The organism is Brevundimonas sp. FG128 (genome assembly GCF_057809775.1).
Window position 1 is genome coordinate 291,907 of the sequence record NZ_JBMDKP010000003.1, and the last position, 22,099, is coordinate 314,005.

Genomic DNA, 22,099 nt, shown 5'->3' on the forward strand with positions numbered 1-22,099 from the left:
GTGCGATCCTCAGACGCGTTCGATGACGGTGGCGGTGCCCATGCCGCCGCCGATGCACAGGGTGATCAGGGCGGTCGACTTGTTCGAGCGTTCCAACTCGTCCAGGGCGATGCCGGTGATCATGGCGCCGGTGGCGCCCAGGGGGTGGCCCATCGAGATGCCGCCGCCGTTCACGTTCATCTTGGCGTGGTCGATGTTCAGGGCCTGCATGTAGCGCAGCACGACGGCGGCGAAGGCCTCGTTCAGCTCCCACACGTCGATGTCGTCGGGCGTCATGCCCAGCTTGCCCAGCAGTTTGCGGGTCACATACTCAGGGCCGGTCAGCATGATCGACGGCTCCGAGCCGATCGAGGCGCCGCCCAGGATCTTGGCGCGTGGCTTCAAGCCCAGGGCCTGGCCAGCTTCCAGCGAACCGATCAGCACGCCGGCCGAACCATCGACGATGCCGGACGAGTTGCCGGGGGTGTGGACGTGATTGACACGCTCGACCTCGGGGTAGCGCTGGTTGATCACGCTGTCGAAGGCCATCTCGCCCATCATGGCGAAGGAGGGGTTCAGGCCGCCCAGGGCCTGCATGTCCGTGTTCGGACGAATGGTCTCGTCGTGGTCCAGGATGGTCAGGCCCAGCTGGTCCTTGACGCCGATGACCGAGTTCTTGAACCGGCCTTCGGCCCAGGCCTTGGCGGCGCGCTTGTGGCTCTCCATCGAATAGGCGTCCACGTCGTCGCGGCTGAAGCCGTATTTCGTGGCGATCATGTCGGCGGATACGCCTTGCGGCACAAAATAGGTCGGGAAGGCTGCGGCCGGATCGGTCGGCCAGGCGCCCATGTCCGAACCCATGGGCACGCGGCTCATGACCTCGACCCCGCCGCCGACGGCGAAATCGGCTTCGCCGGACTTCACCTTGGCCGTGGCCATGTTCACGGCTTCCAGGCCGGAGGCGCAGAAGCGGTTGACCTGAACGCCCGCCGTATATTGCGACCAGCCAGCCGAAAGCACCGCCGTGCGGGCGATGTCGGCGCCGAGTTCCCCCACCGGGGTGACGCAGCCCAGGATGACGTCATCGACCTTGGACGTGTCCAGGTCGTTGCGGTCGCGCAGAGCCTCCAGCACTTGGGTGGCCAGGCTCAGGCCGGTGATCTCGTGCAGCGAGCCGTCCTTCTTGCCCTTGCCGCGCGGCGTGCGGACGGCGTCGTAGATATAGGCGTCAGCCATGAGGTGCGTCTCCAATAAGGACGGTTCCAAGCGTGATCGCCAAGAACCCTACGTTTACGTCAACGTCAAGTAATAAGCCGCGTGAGGTGGCGCCAGGGCTAACGGGTCCGTGGCGTGTGTTCATCGCCCTCACACGACTGAGCCGGCTCCATCGCTCATGTTGGAGCATCCCCCACGCCGTGGGGGATGCGCGCTTCAAACCCGGCTCGCGTTAGGTCTCAGCGTGGCGGGATGCGTGTCGCCCCGCCGGTGATCTTGCATGCGTAATCGGTTTGCGGATGGCCGGTCTGGACTCCGGTCGGCGTCAGAATGCCTTGCCGCTGCGTGCAGGCGGCTTCCAGCTCATCCATGTCCTTTTGATAGCTGTTTACACCGCCGATCGAGCTGCAGCCCGCCAGCAGAGGAAGGCCGACTAGGACGGAGAGAATGAGAATACGCATGGCTTCGATGCTCCCTTGGAGCGTCGATACGCTCCTCGCTGCCCCCCGGCCCGTGCAGGCTACTGCGTCGCAGACAGCCTGACCAGCTTGCCATCGTCCTCGTCCGTGATGGCCCAGACCGCGCCGTCCGCGCCCACGGCGATGTCGCGGATGCGTTCGCCCAGGTCAGTCAGCAGCCGCTCCTCGCCCACGACGCGGTCGTTTTCGATCACCAGCCGCGCGATGTGCTTTTCCTTCAGCCCGGCGACCAGCAGGTTTCCCTCCCAGCCGGGGAACATGGCGCCTTGATAGAAGGTCGCTCCACCCGGTGCGATGACCGGATCCCAGTAGTAGACGGGCTGTTCCGTGCCGGCCTTTTCGGTCGCGCCGCTGTTGATCGCGCCGCCGGCGTATTCGACGCCGTAGGCCGCATCCGGCCAGCCGTAGTTCAGGCCCGCCTTGTCCAGATTGACTTCGTCGCCGCCCCGCGTGCCGTGTTCGATGGTCCAGACGGCGCCCGTGCCGGGTTGGACGGCGACGCCCTGGACGTTGCGGTGACCCAGGCTCCAGATTTCGGGTAGGGCGCCGGCGCGGCCGACGAACGGGTTGTCTTCGGGGACGGAGCCGTCGGCGTTGATACGGATGGTCTTGCCCATATGCGAGCCCAGGTCCTGGGCCTGGGGCCGCATCGGCTTGTCGGAGCGTTCGCCCAGGGTGATGAACAGCTTGCCGTCCGGCGCGAAAGCCAGGGACGAGCCGAAATGCTTGTCGCCGTCATAGACGGGCAGGGCGCGGAAGATGACCTGGACGCTCTCCACCCGCGATCCGTCGTCCGACAGGCGACCCCGCGCGACCGAGGTGGCGTTGCCGCCTTCGCGCGCCTCGGAATAGCTCCAGTAGATCAGCCGGTCCTGGGCGAAGGTCGGGCCGGTCATGACGTCCAGCAGGCCCCCCTGGCCGCGCGCATCGACCGCCGGCAGACCCTGAACCGGCGCACTGATTTCGCCCTGGGCCGTCACGATGCGCAGACGGCCGGGCTTTTCCGTCACCAGCCAGCGGCCGTCGGGCAGGGCGGCGAGGCCCCAAGGGTGAACCAGTCCGGAGGCGACGACCGCGTGGGTCAGGGCCTGTTCGGTCTTCACGCCGGGAGCCCGGGTCTGGCCGGGGAAGGCGGGCTGCTGGTCCGGATTGTTGGCAGGCCGCGTTTCCAGCGCCGCCCCCGCCTGCGCCGGGACGGGCGCGCTCTCGCCGTTGGCGCCGCAGGCGGCGGCGAGGACGAGCAGGGAGGTGGAGGCGGCGGCGAGGATCAGGCGCATGGCGTGTGGCTCCGATGGCGGAAGGGTGTTCATTGGAAAACAGCAGCGTCAGCGTTACCGTTCCGGCGGTGCGTCGTCTTGCGCCCTATCGCCGCACGAGACGACTTGAACCGCGCGCCCGACGGCGATATAGGCACGCCTCTTTCGCGCTGGCCATCGGCCTCGCGTAGGCCCGGGACTGGGTAGCTCAGATGGTTAGAGCGGTGGATTCATAACCCACAGGTCGGCGGTTCGATCCCGCCTCCAGTCACCACTCCCGCAAACTGCAACCTGCGCCGTTGTGCTGCGTTTCTCGGTCGAGACCTTAACCTTGACCGGAGATCCGCCATGACGATCCGAACCAAAGCCTTGCTGGCGGCCGTCGCCGCCCTGACCTTGGGCGCCGCAGCCTGCACCCAGGCCGAGCAGGAAAGGACCGAGGATCATGCCGAGGCGGCCGCTGACAAGACGGCGGACGTGGCGTCGCAGGCCGGCGAGGTCATCGAGGGCGGCGCGATGAAGGCGGCCCAGGCCGTCGAAACCGGAGCCGGCAAGGTTGCTGACAAGCTGGAAGGCGAACAGGCCGAGGCGGCCGCAGAAGGCAAGCCCGGAGCAATCAACCCCGCCACGGACCAACGCGTCCCGGCCGACAACTGATCACAGGTCAGGCGGGAGGCGGCGCGTCGCCTTCCGCCAGCACCGCGTCGATCAGGGCGCGGGCCTGGGCGCTGGACCAGTCCGCTTCGCCTTTCATCGACGCGCGGATCCGGCCCTGGCGATCCAGGATGATGGTCTGCGGCATGGCGCCCTTGCCGGGAAATTCGAACGGCAGCTGGAAGCGGATGTCGCTGTAGAAGGGCAGGGGGGCGTGGTCGTCCAGGAAGCGTCTGGCTTCGGCCGCCGCCTCGGGCGTGGCGTCCACATTGATCGGCAGGACGACCAGGTCCTCGTTCGCCTCATAGGCTTTCGCTAGCGCCTGAAGCGTCGGCATCTCCGCCTTGCACGGCGCGCACCACATGGCCCAGAGGTTCACGACCACGACCTTGCCCTGGAAGGCCGAGAAGCGGACGGCCGTGCCGGTACGGTCGCGGAAGGCGTATTCGGGGGCCGTCTCGGGCTGAGCCGGGGTCGAAAGCGCCGCCAGGGGACCGACGGCGAACCGCGCCAGGTCGCTTTTCGGCGTCGCGGCGGCGGTTGCGACCTGTTCGACTTGCGTCTTCTGGCGATGATTGGCGTATAGCGACATCGCCATGCCGCCGGCGCCGGCGATGGTGCTGACGACCACGACCGCGCCCACGACCGCCCAGATCGCCTTTCTCGAGCCGCTCATGACTGAATCCACCTCTTCCGACGCCAAGCCATCCGGCGGTTCGACTGCGCCGGTGAAGCCTGCGGGTCAAGACATGTGGGGCGGACGCTTTTCGTCGCGCCCCGCCGAAATCATGCAGGCGATCAACGTCTCCATCGGCGTGGACCAGCGTTTGTGGCGCCAGGACCTGGCCGGATCGCGCGCCCACTGCCACATGCTGGCCAAGCAGGGCATCATCCAGCAGGTGGACGCGGACGCCATCCTGGGCGGGCTGGACGCCATCGAATCCGAGATCGAGGGTGGGACCTTCCCGTTCCGCGATCAGTTCGAGGACATCCACATGAATGTGGAGGCGCGCCTGAACGAACTGATCGGGGAGCCGTCGGGCCGCCTGCACACGGCGCGCAGCCGCAACGACCAGGTCGCCGTCGATTTTCGCCTGTGGGTGCGCGACACCTGCGATCGTTCGGTCGCCCAGTTGAAGGCGTTGCAGGCCGCCCTGCTGGCGAGGGCCGAACAGCACGCCGGCGACCTGATGCCCGGCTTCACCCATTTGCAAACCGCCCAGCCGGTGACCCTGGGCCACCACCTGATGGCCTATGTCGAGATGTTCGGGCGCGATGCGGGGCGGTTCGCCGATGCGCGCGCTCGGATGAACGAGAGCCCGTTGGGCGCTGCGGCCCTGGCCGGTTCGCCCTTCCCGATCGACCGGCAGATGACGGCGGCGGCGCTGGGCTTCGACCGGCCGATGGCGAACTCGCTCGACGCGGTGTCGGACCGGGACTTTGCGCTGGAAAGTCTGGCCGCCGCCTCGATCGCGGCGGGCCACCTGTCACGCCTGGCCGAGGAGATCGTGATCTGGATGACGCCGATGTTCGGCTTCGCCAGCCTGCCCGACGACCTGACGACCGGCTCGTCGATCATGCCGCAGAAGCGCAATCCCGACGCCGCTGAACTGGTGCGGGCCAAGACGGGCCGGATCATGGGCTCGCTGGTCGCTCTGTCCACGGTGATGAAGGGCCTGCCTCTGGCCTATTCGAAGGACATGCAGGAGGACAAGCCGCCGGTGTTCGAGGCCTTCGACGCCCTGGACCTGGCCCTGGTCGCCATGACGGCGATGGTCTCGGCGCTGCAACCCAATACCGAGCGTATGGCCCAGGCGGCGCGCGCGGGCTTCTCGACCGCGACGGACCTGGCCGACTGGCTGGTGCGCGAGCTGAACCTGCCGTTCCGCAAGGCGCACCATGTGACGGGCGCGGCGGTGAAGCGGGCGGAAGGCTTGGGCGTGGATCTGTCGCAACTGCCGCTGCAGGAAATGCAGAAACTGGAGCCGGGGATCACCGAAGCGGTTTACAAGGTGCTGACCGCCCAGGCTTCTTGCGAAAGCCGTCAAAGCTATGGGGGAACCGCGCCGGAACAGGTCCGTGCGCGTATCGCCGACTGGAGAGCCTGCCTGTGAAAAGAACCCTCATCGTCGTGGGCGCGCTCGCCCTTATGACCTCCGCCTGCGGTCGCATGGCCGATCTGGAATCTCCGGTGCGCCAGACCGAACGCGCGCCGCGCGACAGCCGCGCCCCGCACCTGCCTGAGCCGGCGACGATCAACCGCCCGTCCAGCAGCGTGCCGATCGACGGAGGCCCCAACAATCCCATCGGCGCCGGCGCCGCCCAGAACGACCCGCGGTAACCGTTGCACCACTTCGACCTCAAGGACGGCGCCCTGTATGCCGAGGGCGTGCCGCTGGAGCTGATCGCGGACGAGGTCGGCACGCCCGCCTATGTCTATTCGACCGCGACGCTGAAGCGGCATTACGGCCTGCTGCGCGCCGCCGCCGATGCGCATCGCGACGCCTTGGGCGAGGCGCTGATCGCCTTTGCGGTCAAGGCCAACTCCAACCTGTCGGTGCTGGCGACCCTGGCGAAACTGGGGTCCGGCGCAGACACCGTCTCCGAGGGTGAAATCCGCCGGGCGCTGGCGGCCGGCGTGCCGTCCGATCGGATCATCTTCTCCGGCGTGGGCAAGACCGATGTGGAAATGGCCTTCGCCATCAGCGTCGGCGTGCGCCAGATCAACGTCGAATCCGGCGCCGAGCTGGATCGGCTGATCGCTATCGCGGCCATGATGGACACTTCGCCCGCCATCGCCGTTCGGGTCAATCCGAACGTGGGCGCCGGCGGCCACGCCAAGATCACCACGGGGGGCAAGGGCGACAAATTCGGCGTGCCGGTCGAGGAGGCGATGGACCTCTATCAGCGCGCCTCGGCCTCGCCCCACGTCACGCCGGTGGGGCTGGCCTGCCATATCGGCAGCCAGATCACCAACCTGGCCCCGCTGGAGGCCGCCTTCACGGTGTTGGCCGAGATGACGCGGATGCTGCGAGCGCAGGGTCATGCCGTGACACGCCTGGACCTGGGGGGCGGGCTGGGCGTGCCCTATTCCGGCGGGACCGAACCGCCGTCGCCGGCGGCGTATGTCGCCATGGCGGCGCGGGTGCTGAACGGGCTGGACGTCGAGGCGGCGTTCGAGCCGGGGCGGCTGCTGGCCGCCAACGCCGGCGTGCTGCTCAGCCAGGTGATCCAGGTCAACGAACGCTCGGACGGGCGACGTTTCCTGGTGCTGGACGCGGCGATGAACGACCTGATGCGGCCGGCGCTCTATGACGCCTTCCACGACATCCAGCCGGTCAATCCGCGTGTGGGCGAGCGCCTGCCGCACGATGTGGTCGGGCCGGTGTGCGAGACCGGCGACACCTTCGCGCGCGATTGCGACCTGCCGCCGCTGGAGGCCGAGGATCTGATCGTCTTCACCGGGGCGGGGGCCTACGGCGCCGTCATGGCCAGCGAGTACAACAGCCGGCCCCTGGTGCCCGAGGTTCTGGTGGACGGCGATCAGTGGGCCGTGATCCGGCCGCGTCCGACCTATGAGGACATGCTGGATCGTGAACCGTTCGCCGATTGGCTTTAGTCGAGAATTGTTCTCGACCGTTATAAAGTAACACGGTATAGGCCGCGTCATGTCCCCCGGCCCCGAACAGTCTGTCATGCTTTCCCTGCTGGGGGGCGGCTTCGTCGCGGCCTTCCTGCATGCGGCCCTGCCCACCCACTGGCTGCCCTTTACGCTGGTGGGCCGGGCGCAGGGCTGGCGGCCGTCACGGATCCTGATGGCGGTGACGGCGGCGGGTCTGGCCCATATCGCCACCACAGCTGTGGTCGGCGGTCTGATCGTGGCGGCGGGCCTGGCGCTGGATCAGTGGATTCAAGGGATTCTGCCGCATCTGGCGGCGGTGCTGCTGTTCCTGTTCGGCGCCTTCTACCTGGCCCGCGCGACCTTGCGTCGGCCGGCTGTGGCGGGTGGCCCGTCGTTGGAAACCGCAGAGCCGGCGGTGTCGGACAAGGCGGCCTTCCTGGGCCTGATCGCCATGATGGCGGTGTCGCCGGGCGAGGTGCTGTTGCCCATCTATCTGTCCTCGGCCTCGGCGGGGATCGGCGCCCTGGCGCTGCTAACCCTGGTGTTCGCGCTCGGGACCATCGCGGGCATGGCGGTGTTTACCGCCCTGGCCAGCGCCGGCGCCTCGATCCTGCGGCTGGAGCGGTGGGCGAGATACGAGGGGGCGGTGCTGGGCGTGGCCCTGATCGCGCTGGGCCTCGTCGTCGCCATGCACCAGCATTGAAGCGATATTACATGATAACATTCAACGCGTTATCATGTAGCAGCTTGGCTGTTTGGCCAAAAGGCGTATAGGCGAACCATGAACGCCGCGCACGACCACGCCGATCACGACCATGACCACGATCACTCGGATCACGGTCACGGCCATTCCCATAGCCATCACGGACACAGCCACGGTCATGGCGGCCACAGCCACGGACCGGTGGACACCGGCGACTGGCGCTACGCCGTCGGCCTGGTCGTCAATCTGCTGTTCGTGGCGTGCGAGTTCGGCGCGGGCCTGATCGCGGATTCCACCGCCCTGCTGGCGGACGCCGGGCATAATCTTTCGGACGTGCTGGGCCTGGCCATGGCGGGCGGTGCGGCCTGGCTGGCGCGGCGCGGGGCGCATGGGGCGGCCGGCGGTCGGCGCACCTATGGGTTCGGCAAGGCCACGGTTCTGGCGGCCCTGGGCAATGCGCTGCTGCTGATCTTCGCCTGCGGGGCCATCGCCTTCGAGGCGGTGCGCCGCTTCAACGAGCCGGCGCCGGTCGGGTCGGGCGTCATCATGGCGGTGGCGGGCATAGGCTTCGTCATCAACCTGGGCACGGCGCTTCTGTTCATGAAGTCGCAGCACGACCTCAATGCGCGCGGCGCCTATCTGCACATGATGGCCGACGCCGGGGTGTCGCTGGGCGTCGTGGCGGCGGGGGGCTTGATCATGCTGACCGGCTGGTCTGTGGTCGATCCCCTGGTCAGCCTGGCGATCGTGGTCGTGATCCTGTGGTCGACCTGGGGCCTGCTGAAGGATTCGGTCAACCTGGCCATGGACGGCGCCCCGACGGGCGTGGACGTGCCGGCGCTGGAAAAGGCCCTGGTCGGTCTGCCGGGCGTGCGGGCGGTGCATGATCTGCACGTCTGGGGCCTGTCCACGACCGAGACGGCCCTGACGGCGCATCTGGTGCACGACCGTCCGGATACGGCCGCCCTGATCTGCGAGGCGCAGGTTGTAGCGAAACGCCACGCCATCGGCCACACGACCTTGCAGCTGGAGACCGAGCCGCTGCCGGATTGTCCGGGCTGACCCGTTACGCCTGGGCGAAGGTCAGGGGCGCGCCCCAGAACTGCGACACCATCTCCGACTGGGGGCCGGCCTGGCCGGTGGTCAGGAAGTCGCGGCGGCCGCTGTCGCCCAGGTCGTATTCGGGATGGGCATTGAAATAGCGCTCCAGCGCGTCGGCGACGGCCTTGGGCTGTTCGATCAGCAAGGTTCCCGCCGGCAGGGCCTGTGCGAACAGTTCGGCGACGATCTCATAGTGGGTGCAGCCCAGTATGGCCTTGTCGGGATGGCGGCCGATGCGGCGGCGCAGGGCGTCGACGTGGTCGCCGATCACCACCTTCAGCTCCTCGGCCGGGGCGCCCAGTTCGATCAGGCCGGCCAGGCCAGGACAGGGCTCGGAGAAGACGGCGATGTCCTCGCGCCGCTTGTCGATCTCGATCTCGTAGACGCGGCTGATGGCGGTGGCGGCGGTGCAGAAGACGCCGGTGATGGCGATGGAGGCGACCTTTTCGCCCTCCTGCGGGCGCTCGGCCTCGAAGCTCCAGGGCTTGCCGGTGGCGGCCTCGATGGTCGGCACGATGATGCCCAGGATGTTGACCGGGCGGCCCAGCCGTTCGCGCAGACCCGGCAGCCAGGTCTGTTGCAGGCGGCGAAGCGCAATGGCGCTGGCGGTGTTGCAGGCCAGGACGACCACGGACGCGCCGGCGTCGAACAGGCGTTCGCAGCCCGCCTTGGTCAGTTCGACGATGTCCTCGCCGCCGCGCCCGCCATAGGGGGCGTGGGCCTGGTCGGCTAAATAGACGAAATCGCGTGCGGGGAACCGCCGGGTCAGTTCACGGTGGACGGTCAGGCCGCCCACGCCGGAGTCGAAAACGCCAATAGCCATGGGCGCGCTTTAGAACAGTGCGACGACGTATCCAACCGGATTGGCGAAGATTACCGTCCTGTCAGGTGACGGGGCCGTCCGGTGCGCCTAAGTGTGTGGGCGATCATGATCTTCTATCGGAGCATTCCATGCATAGACGCCAGCTTCTCATCGCGGGCGGCAGCCTGATGGCCCTGTCGGCCTGCGCCTCGACCGGATCGGGCGCCGCGCCCGGCGCCGCTGCGCCGACCGCCATGGACCTGGCCGAGGAAGCTCGCGTCGCGCGCGCCGTCCTGCCGGCCGCGACGCCCCGCGCCGAGCTGCTGCAGCCCTGGACCGGCGCCTATGACGGCGTGCCGCCGTTCGACAAGGTGACCCCCGCCAAGCTGCGCGCCGCCATGATGGAAGGCATCGAGCTGCAACGCGCCGACATCGCCGCCATCGCCAACAATCCCGAGGCCCCGACCTTCGCCAACACCATGGCGGCGTTGGAGCTGGCCGCCGAGCCTCTGGACCGCGCCTCCAACATCTACGGCGTCATGACGTCGAACATCGGCGGCGAGGCCTATGATGCGCTCGACACCGAACTGTCGCCGATCCTGTCGGCCGCCTCGGACGAGATCACCTTCAACGCCCCCCTGTTCCAGCGTGTGAAGACCGTCGCCGACAACGCCGACGCCATGGGCCTGAGCGCCCAGCAGAAGCGGCTGGCCGAACGTCGCCGCGACGCCTTCATCCGTTCAGGCGCCAATCTGGACGCGGCCGGCAAGGCCGAGCTTGGCCGGATCAACACCGCCCTGTCCAACGCCTTCACTCGCTTCGGCCAGAAGGTGGTGTCGGACGAGAACAGCTGGACGCTGATCCCGAACGAAGCCGGTCTGGCAGGCTTGCCGGACTCCAACAAGGCCGCCGCCGCCTCGGCCGCACGCAGCCGCAACCTGCAGGGCTGGGCCATTCTGAACACCCGTTCGTCGGTCGACCCCTTCCTGACCTTCGCCGACGACCGGACCCTGCGCGAGCAGGTCTGGAAGAAGTTCGTCAATCGCGGCGACAACGGCGACGCCAACGACACCAATGCGACCATCGCCGAGATCGTGAAGTTGCGCGATCAGCGCGCCAAGCTGCTGGGTTATCGCAACCATGCCGAACTGCGCATGCAGGACACCATGGCCAAGACCCCGGCCAATGCGCAGAACCTGATGGACCGCGTCTGGGCGCCGGCCAAGGCCCGCGTCGCCGAGGAGGTCGCCGACATGAAGGCGATCGCCGGCTTCGACATCGAGCCGTGGGACTATCTCTATTTCGCTGAGAAGGTGCGCAAGGCCAAGTACGACCTGGATCAGAACCAGCTCAAGCCGTATTTCGAACTGAACGCGGTGCGCGCCGGCTCTTTCGCCATGGCGGAGCGCCTGTACGGCTTCCAGTTCAAGAAACTGCCCAAGGGGACGGTCCCGACCTTCGAGCCGGACGTCGAGGTCTATGAGGTCCACGACAAGACCAAGGGGCGCCAGATCGGCCTGTATTACACCGACGACTACGCCCGTCCGGGCAAGCGTTCGGGCGCGTGGATGACCACCTACCGGTCCTTCTCGACGCTGGACGGCTCCAAGATCATCCTCGGCTCGAACAACAACAACTTCACCAAGCCAGAGCCGGGCGAGCCGGTCCTGATCTCGCTGGACGACGCCGAGACCCTGTTCCACGAGTTCGGCCACACCCTGCACTACTTCTCGTCCAACGTGACCTATCCGTCGTTCGGCAATACGCCGCGCGACTTCGTGGAATATCCGTCGCAGGTGCACGAGCACTGGGTGCTTAGCCGGCCGATCCTGGACGGCTATCTGAAACATTATCAGACGGGCGAAGCCATGCCCCAGGCCCTGGTCGACAAGATCCAGGCCTCGTCCACCTTCAACCAGGGCTATGCGACGGTCAGCTATCTGTCTTCGGCCATCGTCGACATGGACCTGCACACGCAAGCCACGCCGCCGACCGACATTGACGCGTTCGAGAAGGCCAGCCTGGCGCGGATCGGCATGCCCAAGGAGATCGTGATGCGGCACCGCCTGCCGCAGTTCAATCACCTGTTCACGTCCGACGCCTATTCCGCCGGCTACTACAGCTACCTGTGGTCCGAGACCATGGACGCCGACACCTGGGCCTATTTCGAGGAGTCGGGCGACGTGTTCAATCCGGACATCGCCGGCCGCTTCAAGTCGATCATGCTGGCGCCGGGCAACACCACGGATCGCGCGGAAGCCTATCGCGCCTTCCGCGGCCGCGACCCGGACGTGGCGGCCTTGCTGAAGGTCCGGGGCTTCCCGGTTTCCTGATCTTGGGGCCTGTCGCCTTTCGGTGAATGAATGAACGGCCGGCGGAGCGATCCGCCGGCCGTTTCGTTTGCGGGCGACCTGGCCTAGAGCAGACGCAGACCCGCCGAGAGAAAGCCCGCATGTCCGTCGTCGCCTCCTACGTCTATCGTGACGGCAAGCGTGCGCGCGAGGCGCCGTTGACCCACGAAGGGCTGGCGCTGGAGCCCGGCGAGTTCGTCTGGATCGGTCTGCACGAACCGACCGACGCCGAGTTCGACGTTCTGGTGCGACGCTTCCACCTGCACCCCCTTGCGGTCGAAGACGCCCTGTCGGCCCATCAGATGCCCAAGGTCGAGGTCTATGGCCGCGAGCTGTTCGTCGTCGCCCGCACCGCCGAGAAGGTGGACGACCACATCGTCTATGGCGAAACCCACGTCTTCGTCGGCACAGATCATGTGATCAGCATCCGCCACGGCTCGGCGCGATCGCACATGCCGCTGCGCGCCCAGCTCGAGGCCTCGCCGGACCAGCTTCGCGCCGGTCCCGACTTCGTCCTGCACGGGGTTCTGGACTTCATCGTCGATTCCTACGTCCCCATCGTCGATGGGGCGGAAGACAGCGTGCTGGAGGTGGAGCAGCAGGCGCTCGAGGCCTTCCTGTCGCGCGTTGAAATCCGACGACTGTTCACCCTGCGTCGCGAACTGCTGAAGTTCCGCCGCATCCTGGGACCGATGGAGGAGGTGGCGGGACGGCTGCAATCGCTGGACCTGCCCTGTATCGACCCCGACATCCGCCCCTATTTCCGCGACATCGGCGACCACGTCCGCCGCGTGAACAGCCGGTTGAACGGACTGACCGAAATCCTGGCCTCGGTTTTCGAAGTCGCCAATCTGCTGGAGCAGCAGCGGCAGGGCGTCATCACCCGCAAACTGGCCTCATGGGCGGCGCTGCTGGCCGTGCCGACGGCGATCGCGGGGATCTATGGGATGAACTTCGACTTCATGCCCGAGCTGCACTGGCGCTACGGCTATGCCGCCGTCATGGGCCTGATCGCCGTCGTGTGCATGGGCCTTTACGTGACCTTCAAACGCACGAAATGGCTTTGACTAGCCGCTGTTGCGCAGGCCCGCCGCCACGCCATTGATCGCCAGCAGGATGCCCTCGCGGACACGGGGGTCGTCGTCGCCGGCGCGGCGGCGGCGGATCAGCTCGATCTGGACGTGATTCAGCGGCTCGACATAGGGCATGCGCAGGCGGATCAGCCGGTCCAGCTCGGGCTGGCCGCCCAGCAGTTGGTCGTGGCCGGTGATGGCCAGGATGGCGTCGTGGGTGCGCTGCCATTCCTCGCGGATCTCGCCATAGATGCGGGCCGCCAGGGAGGCGTCGGGGACCAGGGTGGCGTAGCGGCGGGCGATGGTCATGTCGGACTTGGCCATGACCATCTCCATGTTCTGGACCAGGGTCTTGAAGAAGGGCCAGGCCTCGGCCATCGCCTTCAGCTGGCCCATGTCCTGGCCCTGAACGGCCGAACCGAAGCCGAACCAGCCGGGCAGCATGACCCGGCTCTGCGACCAGCTGAACACCCAGGGAATGGCGCGCAGATCCTCGATCCGGGTCGAGGCGGTGCGCGACGACGGGCGCGAACCGATCTTCAGGTCGGCGATCTCGGCGATGGGGGTGGCGGCGCGGTAGTAGTCGACGAAGCCGTCGGTCTCATAGACCAGTTGGCGATAGGCGGCCATCGAGCGGGCCGACAGGTCCGACAGGGTGGCGCCGTGCTCGGCGGTGAAGGCGTGATCCGTCCCCTTGCCCAGCGAGGCCAGCATGGCGCCGCAGGTCAGGGCGTCGAGATTGCGCAGGGCGATCTCGGGCTCGCCGTATTTGTTGGCGATGACCTCGCCCTGTTCGGTGGTGCGGATCCGGCCCTGGACCGTGCCTTCCGGCTGGGCCAGGACGCCGGCGAAGGACGAGCCGCCGCCGCGCCCGACCGTGCCGCCGCGCCCGTGGAACAGTTGCAGCTTCAGCCCGTGCTTCTGCGTCACCTCGACCAGGGCCCGCGAGGCCTCGTGCAGTTCCCAGCCCGAGGTCAGGTAGGAGCCGTCCTTGTTCGAGTCGGAATAGCCGATCATCACCTCCTGCACCCCACGCGCCTTGGCGACGGCGAGGGCGGACGGTTCCTTAAGCAACCGCTCCAGCGTCGGGCGGGCGGCGCGCAGATCCTCAATGGTCTCGAACAGAGGCGCGGCCTGGATCGGGCAGGCGGCGGGGTCTTCGGGCCGGTAGAGACCGACCTCCTTGAGCAGCAGATAGACCTCCAGCAGGTCCGAGGCCGCGTCGGTCTTGGACACGATATGGGTGCGGATGGCCTGGGGTCCGAAGGCGGCGAGCGCGGTCGCCGCCGCCTGAAGGATGGCGCGCTCCTTCAACGTCTCGGGTTCGTATTCGGCATAGGGGCTGAACAGCAGGCGCGACGAGGCCAGTTCCTCGGCCAGGACTTTCAGTCGGCCTTCCTCGTCCAGCGCCAGATAGTCGGACTGGACGCCCGCGACCTTCAAGAGGTCGGCGACGATCCGTTCGTGGACGTCGGCGTTCTGGCGCATGTCCAGGGTCGCCATGTGGAAGCCGAACACCTCGACCGCCGTGATCAGGTCGCTGAGCCGGTCGTCAGCGAAGACGCCACCGTGGTGCGAGACCAGGCTGTCGTGCAGGGTCTTCAGATCGGCCTCAAAGGCGTCGGGACCGGGGTAGGGCTCGGCCTCGACGGCGGGACGACGTGGGGCGGGCGCTTCGCCCAGCTTCTGATGCGTGGCCGCGAGCCGGGCATATACCCCGGTCAAGGCGCGGCGATAGGGCTCGTCCGCGCGGTGGGGCGAGGGGTCGTGGGCAGCGTCGGCCAGGGCCTGAAGCTGCGGCGACACCTGGGCCAGTTCGGCGGCGAGGCTGAGCTCGGCGCCCAGGGCGTGGACCTCTTCCAGATAGAAGCGGAGCACCGCCCGCGCCTGGGTGCGGAAGGCGGCGGTCATGACCGTGGCGTCCACGTTCGGATTGCCGTCGCGGTCGCCGCCGACCCAGGTGCCGACCCGCATGAAGGGTTTGAGGTCCGGCGCGTCCAGCAGACGCCGCCAGGCCGCCAGCTGCCTGGGCGCGACGTGCAGGAAGATGCGGTCCAGGAAGGAGACGACGGTGTCGATCTCGTCCTGCACCACCAGTCCCTGGGTGCGGACCAGGCGCGTGGCCCACAGGATGACGATCTGTCGGCGCAGCGGCTCAGACACGGCGTCGACCGTGCAGGCGTCGCCGGCCTTGTCGCAGGCGTCGAGCAGGTCGGTGATGGCGGCGATGCGGTCGATGACGCTCTTTCGGCGCACCTCGGACGGGTGGGCGGTCAGAACGGGCGAGATCAGAGATTGGTCCAGCAGGGCGCGCACGGCTTCGCGGTCCACGCCCTGATCCGCCAGCCGCTTCAGCGCGCCTTCGGGCGTGTCGGGCCGGGCGCCGGCCTCGGCCTGGCTCTGAGCCCGCCTACGGGTCGAGCGGTCCTCGGCGATATTGGCCAGAAGGGAGAACAGGGCGAAGCCGTGCGCCAGCCCGGCCGCCTGATCTACCGACATGGCGGTCAGCAGCTTCTCCAGCCGTTTGGCGGGATGGGACGCCGGATCGCGATGGTAGGCGATGGAGGCCTGACGCACCGCCTCCACATGGTCGAACAGGGCCTGTCCGCCTTCTTCGCGGATGATGTCGCCCAGAATCCCGCCCAGCAGTCGGACTTCGTCGCGCAGGGCGTCGTCGGCGGCGGGGCTCATCATGGTCGGTATCCTGGGCAGGCGTAGGGAGGCGCCCATGGAACGGGCCAAGAGCCGCCGCGTCAACGCACGTTCCGTGACATCGGCCGATAGAAGCGATCATGGTGAACCCGGCGTTAGGGTTTCTTAACCGGCGCACGCGATGATGACGGCGTAGGATTCCAGATCGGTTCCGCCCGTGTCCATGTTCGCCAAACGCCAGTCCGCCCTCGCCGCCGCCGCCGGAGCCGCTCCGCGCGCAAAGGCGAAGCCGAGCCTGAAGCCCGTCGTTCACGCGCTGAAGAAGCCCCCGGTTGTCGCGGGTCTCGCCGGCCTGTTCCTTTTGACCACCAGCGCCCTGTTCCTGACCGTGCTGGGCGACCCCAGCGCCGGAACGCCCTCGGCCCATGTCGCGCTGGAGCGTGAAGCGCCCGCGCCGCCCGCGCCGGCGCCGACCGGGTTCGAAGCCTTCTCCATGGGGGCGATGGGCCTTTATCAAAATCTCGCAGGCGGCGGCGATCCTGCAGCCATGGGCGACGCGGTCATCACCCTGCCGGACGGCGGCAGCGTGTCCGGCGGTGGGGCCGCCTATACCGCGCCAGTCCACGCCGCCTCGCCCTTGGCGCGCGCGCCGATCGCGGGCCTGTCGCAACCCGGTCCGAACGGACCCCTGCCGACCATCGCGCCCGACGGCCGCGTCCCGGCCCAGGCCTACGCCCGGCCGTTCCGTTCGAACGGCAAGCCGCGCGTGGCCCTGATCGTCGGCGGTCTGGGCCTGAACGCCGTGACCACCCGCGCCGCCATCGAACGCCTGCCGCCGGAAGTGACGCTCAGCTTCGTGCCCTATGCCGAGAACCTGCAGTCGTGGATCGACCAGGCGCGGGCGCAGGGCCACGAGGTCATGCTGGAAATGCCGATGGAGCCCACCGGTTATCCCGACAACGATCCCGGCCCCTACACCCTTCTGGTCGATGGCGGACCCGACGACGTCCAGGCCAAGATGGACTGGCTGCTGGGTCGAGCGACGGGCTATTTCGGCGTCACCAACTATCTGGGCGACCGGTTCGCCACGTCTGACGCCGGCATGAGCGCCTTCCTGGGCGTGCTGCGCCAGCGCGGGATCGCCTTCCTGGACGACGGGTCGTTCCAACGCCGGCCCGGCGCCTGGGCCCGCGCCAGCGCCGACCGTGTCATCGACCGGACCCAGTCGCCCGCCGCCATCATCGCCTCGCTGAACAGCCTGGAAGCCCAGGCCAAGCTGCGGGGCTCGGCTCTGGGAACCGGCTTCAGCTATCCGGTGACGGTCGAGGCCGCCGCGCGCTGGACCGCCGGACTTGAACAACGCGGCCTGCAACTGGCCCCCGCCTCGGCCATGTCGATGCGGCCGGGTCGGTAGTGTCCGATCTGAAAGCCTATCGGCCCAACGTCGGGGTCGTGCTGTTCAACCGCGAAGGCCTGGTCTGGTACGGCCAGCGCCACGCCACGCCCGGTCCGCATAACTGGCAGTTCCCGCAAGGGGGCGTCGATGCGGGCGAGGATTTGGAAGCCGCCGCCCGACGCGAGCTGCGCGAGGAGACGGGCGTGACCTCGGTCGAGCTGCTGGCCCGCACCGACGACTGGATCCTGTACGACTTTCCGCCCGAGGCCATGAACAACGCCAAGGCCTGGCGCGGCTTCAAGGGTCAGAAGCAGCAGTGGTTCGCCTTTCGCTTCACCGGCGACGAGGCCGAGATCGATCTGGCGGCCGACGACGAGGTGGAGTTCGACGCCTGGCGGTGGGGGCCGCTTTCGGAAGCCTGCGACCTGATCGTGCCGTTCAAGCGGCCGGCCTATGAGCAGGTCGTGGCCGCCTTCGCGCATCTGGCGACATAGAAAAAGGGCGGCGCGAACGCCGCCCTTTCAGAGTTCGCCGTGAAACGACTTAGGCCGCTTCAGCCTTCTTTTCAGCCTGGCCTTCGATCAGGGGCTGGCCGGCGCCGATCTCGATGCGGCGGGGCTTCAGGGCTTCCGGCAGTTCGCGCTTCAGCGAGATCGACAGCAGCCCGTTGACCAGGTTCGCGTCGGTTACGACCACATAGTCGGCCAGCTGGAAGCGGCGCTCGAAGTCGCGCTCGGCCAGGCCGCGATGCAGATAGGTTTTCTGTGTCGCGGCATCGTCGTTGGCGGTCTTGCGGCCGGTCACGGTGAGCAGGTTTTCCTTCACTTCGATGTTCAGCTCGTCGTTGGTGAAACCGGCGACAGCGATCTCGATGCGATAGGCGTTCTCGCCCGTGGTCTCGATATTGTAGGGCGGATAGCCCGTGTCCTGGCTGGTGGCGCGCGAAGCGCTTTCCAGCAGATTGGCCAGACGGTCGAAGCCGACGGCCGAACGGTACAGCGGGGTGAAATCATAGGTACGCATCAGCATCCTCCTGAGGATCAGCAAGGTTGAGCCGCCCGGCGGTTTGGCCCGGACGGTAGGGAGTTCAGCCAGACGACCCGAGATCGGCGCCGCCCGTCTGGAGAGCCCGAAATCGGCGCTCTCGGAAGATGAAATGGTGACCCGCCAAACGCCGTCAAGGGGGGCGATGTCATGACAAATCGCCCGCGTCAAATCGCCGGCCTTTCGGGATCGTCATTTGCGTGGAGCCCGAGGCTTCGTATGGAAGGAGCGACCTGAACCCGGAGACCCCATGCCATGCGTTTCGCCGCCACGCGTTTGACCGCCCTAGGCCTCGCCGCCCTATTCTCCACGGCCGCTGCACAGGCCTTCGCTCAGGCCCAGACCGAGGGCGCGTGGACGCCGCCGCGTTCGGCCCTGTCCAGCGCTATTCCGACCTTCGCTGAGGACACGGCGTTGCAGGCCGCCGTCGCCGCCGAGACACGACCCGCCGCGGACCGGGCGCGCGACGTGTATCGTCATCCCTATGAGTCCCTGACCTTCTGGGGCCTGACGCCGGGCATGACGGTGGTGGAGATCGAGCCGGGGGGCGCCAGCTGGTGGCGGCATATTCTGGAGCCCTATGCGGCGGCGACCGGCGGTCGCTACGTCGCGGTCAACCGCCCGCTGGAAGACATGGGCGTCGCAGACGGCAGCGCCGATTTCATCCTGGTGGCCCGCGCCTTCCACAACTGGTCGCGCAACGGCCGGACGCAGCCCTATCTCCAGGCCTTCTTCAAGGCGCTGAAGCCCGGCGGCGTGCTGGCCGTGGAACAGCACCGCAGCGCGGAGGGTCTGAACGTCGCCGACGTCGCCTCGACCGGCTATGTGCCGGAAAGCTATGTCATCCACGAGGCCCAGGACGCCGGCTTCGTGCTGGAGGCGCGCAGCGAGTTGAACGCCAATACCAAGGACGACCACGACCATCCGTTCGGCGTGTGGACCCTGCCGCCCGTGCGCCAGTCCGCCGTGCGCGACGATCCGTCGGGCCGCACCCTGACGCCGGAGGAACGCGCCGCCTTCGACGCCATCGGCGAAAGCGATCGCATGACGCTGCGGTTCCGCAAGCCGGAATAGGTGCTGAATGGGCCTGAAGGTGCGTTGCGTTTTGACCGGCGCCGCGAACCTGATTAAGCCCGTTCCACCAAGGTTTGTCGGACGCGGGGCCCGATGTCCTGCGGGAGTGTTGTATGGCTGATTTTCCAGCGAGCGCGGGCGGGATGTCGCGTCGGTTCCTGCTGAGCGGCGCGACCGGGCTTGCGCTGACCGGCGTCGCCGCCTGCGGACGCAAGGAGGCGACCAAGGCGCCGGAAACGCCGGCTGCGCCCGCCGGTCCGTCGGAAGGGTCGCTGGAATGGGCGGTCGAGGGGCCGTGGCGATCCGCGCCCGACCGGGCGCGCGACGCCTTCCGCCATCCGATGGAGACGCTGCGGTTCTTCGGCTTGCAACCGCGCATGACGGTGGTGGAGTTCTGGCCCGGCAGCGGCTGGTACACCGAGATCCTGGCGCCCTATCTGGCCAAGGGCGGCGGAACCTATGTGGCGGCCCTGTTCCCCGAAGGCTCCACGGCCGATCTCGCCCAGGCGGCCTTGAACGCCGCCTTCCGCGCCCGGTTCGCCGGCGACCGCAAGCTTTACGGCCAGCCGCAGTTCTCGATCTTCGGGTCGGATTCCGGCCCTGTCGCGCCGCTGGGGACGGCGGACCTGTGCCTGTTCATGCGCACCCTGCACGGCTGGATGGCGGCGGGCATCGCCGAGAAGGCCTTCGCCGACGCCTTCGCCGCCCTGCGCCCCGGCGGCGTCCTGGGCGTCGAACAGCACCGGCTGTCGCCCGAGGAGGACCAGGACCCGGTCGCCGCCAACGGCTATGTGCAGGAAGCCTTCGTACGTCAGTTGGCGGCGGAGGCCGGCTTCGTCTTCGTCGCCGCCTCCGAGATCAACGCCAACGAGGCCGACACCAAGGACCATCCCTTCGGCGTCGACACCCTGCCGCCCACGCGCCTGACGGCGCCGCGCGGCGAGCCTGCCGATCCCACGTTCGACCGCTCGAAATACGACGAGATCGGCGAGAGCGACCGCATGACCTTGAAGTTCAGGAAGCCCGAGTGAACCGCGCCCAAGCCTTCGCCGCAAACGCCCCCCTGATGGGGGTTCCCGGCGCCGCCTCGCCCCCCGGCGGCAAGGGCGACTGGTTTCGCGGCGCCGGCGGCATGCGCCTGCGCGCCGGCCTGTGGAAACCGTCGCACCTGAGCGCGGACAAGGTGCGCGGCACGGTGGTGCTCAGCCCTGGCCGCACCGAGCCGATCGAGAAATATTATGAGGTGATCGGCAACTTCCTGGCGCGCGGCTGGTGCGTCCTGACCCACGACTGGCGCGGCCAGGGGCTGTCGGCGCGACTGCTGCCCGACCGGCTGAAGGGCCACGCGCGCGCGGTCGAGGAGTTCCTGGACGACTACAACCGACTGCTGAACACCTATCAGGACCAGTGCCCCAAGCCGTGGATCATGGTGGGGCATTCGATGGGTGCGTGCCTGAACCTGCTGACGCTGGAAAGCGGCGAAGACCGGTTCGCCGGCGCCGTCCTGTCCAGTCCCATGCTGCGCATCAAGACCGGCAAACGGTCGATGTGGTCGGTCAAGCTGGTGGTGCGCTGGAACATCCGCCACGGCCAGGCGGGCGACTATATCCTAGGCGACCCCGACGATCCGTTCGACCACAACTTCGCCGAGGACGCCCTGACGTCGGACGAGAGCCGATACGAGATGTGGCGTCAGCAGCTCTACGCCTGTCCGCACCTGGCCATCGGCGGTCCGACCTACGGTTGGCTGGCCTTCGCGCTGGACGCAGGCGAGCGGGCGCTGAAGCCCAAGGCGCTGAAATCGGTTAAAATTCCCGTCGCCGTCGTCCAGGCCGACGTCGATGACGTGGTGTGGAAACAGACCAGCCGCTGGGCCGCCAAACGCTTGCCGCGCGGTCGTTACGTCGAGGTCGCCGGGGCCAAGCACGAGGTCATCATGGAGGCCGACGACATGCGCGCCGTCTTCCTCAGCGAGTTCGACGCCATGGCCGATATGGTGGTGCCCCAGGAAGATGTGTTCCAAGACCCCTCGGCGCGCACCGAGGATGTGACGGAAGCGACGCCTTCTGTGGCCTGAGGGCGAACGCAGGCGGTGCTGTTAGGTCTGGGTGCGCCAGCGCCGGTCGATCGTCTGCGTGACGCCGCAAAGCTGCAGAAAGGCCACGGCCACGCCAGCTCCGAACTCGGATTTCACGAGCAGAGGCAGGACCAGCCACTCGCGCGGGAAACGCATCACCAGCACGTTGTCGCTGGACCGCAGGTGCGGGCAGTATTTCATCGAACGGTCGACGCATCGGCGATGCAGGGGTGCTATCGAGCCAGCGTCGATCATAACCCGGTCATCCGCGATGTCGCTGCGAACCTGACCCCCGCGCGCCCGGAGCTGTCCGGCGCAACGGCGCGTCGCGATTTGGGTCCAGCGATCTCCCTCGGCCGTCGGTTCGCCGCACATGGGGCACAGCATGCGCGCGACGGTGAGTCGCTGTCGGACCAGATGATTTTTCGAATACTGCGGCTTGCCGCTTCCGGGATTGCTGGCCTGCATCAGGGCGAGGCGTCCGCCGACCGTCTGGCAGGGCGCGGCGCCGAGGATTTCCTCGCCGCTCCAGCTGGTGACCCAGGGCACATCTCTGCCGACGACCAGCGTGGAATGCCCTGACATCGACCGTGTCCTCCAACCGCGATCACCTGACGCCGT

At 67.8% G+C, this 22,099-nt stretch carries 21 protein-coding genes and 1 tRNA gene; 14 read left to right on the plus strand and 8 right to left on the minus strand.

Annotated features, from left to right (window positions below; genetic code table 11):
• Positions 1-9: 9 nt before the first annotated feature.
• From ACODSC_RS09900 to ACODSC_RS09910, 3 genes are all read right to left on the minus strand, one after another.
• The gene (locus ACODSC_RS09900; RefSeq protein ID WP_488813728.1) at positions 10-1,215 is read right to left on the minus strand and encodes an acetyl-CoA C-acetyltransferase; all 1,206 of its coding nucleotides are present in this window, start codon (positions 1,213-1,215) and stop codon (positions 10-12) included.
• A 218-nt stretch (positions 1,216-1,433) separates the two neighbouring features.
• A complete protein-coding gene (locus tag ACODSC_RS09905; RefSeq protein ID WP_488813729.1) occupies positions 1,434-1,655 on the minus strand; it encodes a hypothetical protein in 222 nt (73 codons plus the stop codon).
• Positions 1,656-1,714: 59 nt separating this feature from the next.
• Positions 1,715-2,950, minus strand: a complete 1,236-nt coding sequence (locus ACODSC_RS09910) for a PQQ-dependent sugar dehydrogenase (protein ID WP_488813730.1) — start codon at positions 2,948-2,950, stop codon at positions 1,715-1,717.
• Between the two features lie 176 nt (positions 2,951-3,126).
• Here ACODSC_RS09910 and ACODSC_RS09915 point away from each other — a divergent pair.
• Together ACODSC_RS09915 and ACODSC_RS09920 are read left to right on the plus strand one after the other, a co-directional pair.
• Positions 3,127-3,203, plus strand: a tRNA-Met gene (locus tag ACODSC_RS09915).
• 74 nt (positions 3,204-3,277) lie between these two features.
• Positions 3,278-3,586 (plus strand): hypothetical protein, encoded by a 309-nt coding sequence (locus ACODSC_RS09920; protein WP_488813731.1) that lies wholly within the window; start codon positions 3,278-3,280, stop codon positions 3,584-3,586.
• Between the two features lie 7 nt (positions 3,587-3,593).
• Here ACODSC_RS09920 and ACODSC_RS09925 read toward each other — a convergent pair whose 3' ends face one another.
• The gene (locus ACODSC_RS09925) at positions 3,594-4,259 is read right to left on the minus strand and encodes a TlpA family protein disulfide reductase (protein ID WP_488813732.1); all 666 of its coding nucleotides are present in this window, start codon (positions 4,257-4,259) and stop codon (positions 3,594-3,596) included.
• Here ACODSC_RS09925 and argH point away from each other — a divergent pair.
• The 5 genes from argH (at position 4,258) to ACODSC_RS09950 (ending at position 8,970) form a co-directional block, all read left to right on the plus strand.
• Positions 4,258-5,697: an argininosuccinate lyase gene (gene argH / locus ACODSC_RS09930; RefSeq protein ID WP_488813733.1), complete on the plus strand. Its 1,440-nt coding sequence runs from the start codon at positions 4,258-4,260 to the stop codon at positions 5,695-5,697. The two genes, ACODSC_RS09925 and argH, sit on opposite strands and share 2 nt — an antisense overlap.
• Positions 5,694-5,924 (plus strand): hypothetical protein, encoded by a 231-nt coding sequence (locus ACODSC_RS09935; RefSeq protein ID WP_488813734.1) that lies wholly within the window; start codon positions 5,694-5,696, stop codon positions 5,922-5,924. The genes argH and ACODSC_RS09935 overlap by 4 nt, the downstream gene beginning before the upstream one ends.
• 3 nt (positions 5,925-5,927) lie before the next feature.
• Positions 5,928-7,202 (plus strand): diaminopimelate decarboxylase, encoded by a 1,275-nt coding sequence (lysA, locus tag ACODSC_RS09940; RefSeq protein ID WP_488813735.1) that lies wholly within the window; start codon positions 5,928-5,930, stop codon positions 7,200-7,202.
• A gap of 76 nt (positions 7,203-7,278) precedes the next feature.
• Positions 7,279-7,908 (plus strand): hypothetical protein, encoded by a 630-nt coding sequence (locus ACODSC_RS09945; RefSeq protein ID WP_488813736.1) that lies wholly within the window; start codon positions 7,279-7,281, stop codon positions 7,906-7,908.
• Positions 7,909-7,986: 78 nt separating this feature from the next.
• Positions 7,987-8,970: a cation diffusion facilitator family transporter gene (locus tag ACODSC_RS09950; protein WP_488813737.1), complete on the plus strand. Its 984-nt coding sequence runs from the start codon at positions 7,987-7,989 to the stop codon at positions 8,968-8,970.
• 4 nt (positions 8,971-8,974) lie between these two features.
• Here the strand turns inward: ACODSC_RS09950 and ACODSC_RS09955 are convergent, their stop codons facing one another.
• Entirely contained in the window at positions 8,975-9,832 is an 858-nt protein-coding gene (locus tag ACODSC_RS09955; protein ID WP_488813738.1) for a glutamate racemase, read from the minus strand.
• Positions 9,833-9,960: 128 nt separating this feature from the next.
• Between ACODSC_RS09955 and ACODSC_RS09960 the strand changes: the two genes are divergently transcribed.
• Together ACODSC_RS09960 and ACODSC_RS09965 are read left to right on the plus strand one after the other, a co-directional pair.
• Entirely contained in the window at positions 9,961-12,144 is a 2,184-nt protein-coding gene (locus ACODSC_RS09960; RefSeq protein ID WP_488813739.1) for a M3 family metallopeptidase, read from the plus strand.
• Between the two features lie 119 nt (positions 12,145-12,263).
• Positions 12,264-13,229: a magnesium and cobalt transport protein CorA gene (locus tag ACODSC_RS09965; protein ID WP_488813740.1), complete on the plus strand. Its 966-nt coding sequence runs from the start codon at positions 12,264-12,266 to the stop codon at positions 13,227-13,229.
• Here the strand turns inward: ACODSC_RS09965 and ppc are convergent, their stop codons facing one another.
• Complete coding sequence (gene ppc, locus ACODSC_RS09970; RefSeq protein WP_488813741.1) at positions 13,230-15,929, minus strand: phosphoenolpyruvate carboxylase; 2,700 nt, start codon at positions 15,927-15,929, stop codon at positions 13,230-13,232.
• 181 nt (positions 15,930-16,110) lie between these two features.
• On the opposite strand from ppc, the gene ACODSC_RS09975 reads away from it, so the two are divergent.
• Together ACODSC_RS09975 and ACODSC_RS09980 are read left to right on the plus strand one after the other, a co-directional pair.
• Entirely contained in the window at positions 16,111-17,301 is a 1,191-nt protein-coding gene (locus ACODSC_RS09975; protein ID WP_488814059.1) for a divergent polysaccharide deacetylase family protein, read from the plus strand.
• Positions 17,301-17,777, plus strand: a complete 477-nt coding sequence (locus ACODSC_RS09980; protein ID WP_488813742.1) for an RNA pyrophosphohydrolase — start codon at positions 17,301-17,303, stop codon at positions 17,775-17,777. The genes ACODSC_RS09975 and ACODSC_RS09980 overlap by 1 nt, the downstream gene beginning before the upstream one ends.
• A gap of 49 nt (positions 17,778-17,826) precedes the next feature.
• On the opposite strand, the gene ACODSC_RS09985 is transcribed toward ACODSC_RS09980, so the two are convergent.
• Entirely contained in the window at positions 17,827-18,306 is a 480-nt protein-coding gene (locus ACODSC_RS09985) for an Hsp20 family protein (protein WP_488813743.1), read from the minus strand.
• 276 nt (positions 18,307-18,582) lie between these two features.
• Between ACODSC_RS09985 and ACODSC_RS09990 the strand changes: the two genes are divergently transcribed.
• From ACODSC_RS09990 to ACODSC_RS10000, 3 genes are all read left to right on the plus strand, one after another.
• Entirely contained in the window at positions 18,583-19,401 is an 819-nt protein-coding gene (locus ACODSC_RS09990) for a class I SAM-dependent methyltransferase (protein WP_488813744.1), read from the plus strand.
• A 113-nt stretch (positions 19,402-19,514) separates the two neighbouring features.
• Positions 19,515-20,432, plus strand: a complete 918-nt coding sequence (locus ACODSC_RS09995) for a class I SAM-dependent methyltransferase (RefSeq protein WP_488813745.1) — start codon at positions 19,515-19,517, stop codon at positions 20,430-20,432.
• A complete protein-coding gene (locus tag ACODSC_RS10000) occupies positions 20,429-21,478 on the plus strand; it encodes an alpha/beta fold hydrolase (protein ID WP_488813746.1) in 1,050 nt (349 codons plus the stop codon). The genes ACODSC_RS09995 and ACODSC_RS10000 overlap by 4 nt, the downstream gene beginning before the upstream one ends.
• 21 nt (positions 21,479-21,499) lie before the next feature.
• Here ACODSC_RS10000 and ACODSC_RS10005 read toward each other — a convergent pair whose 3' ends face one another.
• Entirely contained in the window at positions 21,500-22,027 is a 528-nt protein-coding gene (locus ACODSC_RS10005; RefSeq protein WP_488813747.1) for a hypothetical protein, read from the minus strand.
• Positions 22,028-22,099: the final 72 nt, after the last annotated feature.

Coding starts and splice junctions, on each gene's coding strand:
- ACODSC_RS09900 (WP_488813728.1), bottom strand. CDS start 1,215: ATGGCTGACGCCTATATCTACGACGCCGTCCGCACGCCGCGCGGCAAG.
- ACODSC_RS09905 (WP_488813729.1), bottom strand. CDS start 1,655: ATGCGTATTCTCATTCTCTCCGTCCTAGTCGGCCTTCCTCTGCTGGCG.
- ACODSC_RS09910 (WP_488813730.1), bottom strand. CDS start 2,950: ATGCGCCTGATCCTCGCCGCCGCCTCCACCTCCCTGCTCGTCCTCGCC.
- ACODSC_RS09920 (WP_488813731.1), top strand. CDS start 3,278: ATGACGATCCGAACCAAAGCCTTGCTGGCGGCCGTCGCCGCCCTGACC.
- argH (WP_488813733.1), top strand. CDS start 4,258: ATGACTGAATCCACCTCTTCCGACGCCAAGCCATCCGGCGGTTCGACT.
- ACODSC_RS09925 (WP_488813732.1), bottom strand. CDS start 4,259: ATGAGCGGCTCGAGAAAGGCGATCTGGGCGGTCGTGGGCGCGGTCGTG.
- ACODSC_RS09945 (WP_488813736.1), top strand. CDS start 7,279: ATGCTTTCCCTGCTGGGGGGCGGCTTCGTCGCGGCCTTCCTGCATGCG.
- ACODSC_RS09950 (WP_488813737.1), top strand. CDS start 7,987: ATGAACGCCGCGCACGACCACGCCGATCACGACCATGACCACGATCAC.
- ACODSC_RS09955 (WP_488813738.1), bottom strand. CDS start 9,832: ATGGCTATTGGCGTTTTCGACTCCGGCGTGGGCGGCCTGACCGTCCAC.
- ACODSC_RS09960 (WP_488813739.1), top strand. CDS start 9,961: ATGCATAGACGCCAGCTTCTCATCGCGGGCGGCAGCCTGATGGCCCTG.
- ACODSC_RS09965 (WP_488813740.1), top strand. CDS start 12,264: ATGTCCGTCGTCGCCTCCTACGTCTATCGTGACGGCAAGCGTGCGCGC.
- ppc (WP_488813741.1), bottom strand. CDS start 15,929: ATGATGAGCCCCGCCGCCGACGACGCCCTGCGCGACGAAGTCCGACTG.
- ACODSC_RS09975 (WP_488814059.1), top strand. CDS start 16,111: ATGTTCGCCAAACGCCAGTCCGCCCTCGCCGCCGCCGCCGGAGCCGCT.
- ACODSC_RS09985 (WP_488813743.1), bottom strand. CDS start 18,306: ATGCGTACCTATGATTTCACCCCGCTGTACCGTTCGGCCGTCGGCTTC.
- ACODSC_RS09990 (WP_488813744.1), top strand. CDS start 18,583: ATGCGTTTCGCCGCCACGCGTTTGACCGCCCTAGGCCTCGCCGCCCTA.
- ACODSC_RS09995 (WP_488813745.1), top strand. CDS start 19,515: ATGGCTGATTTTCCAGCGAGCGCGGGCGGGATGTCGCGTCGGTTCCTG.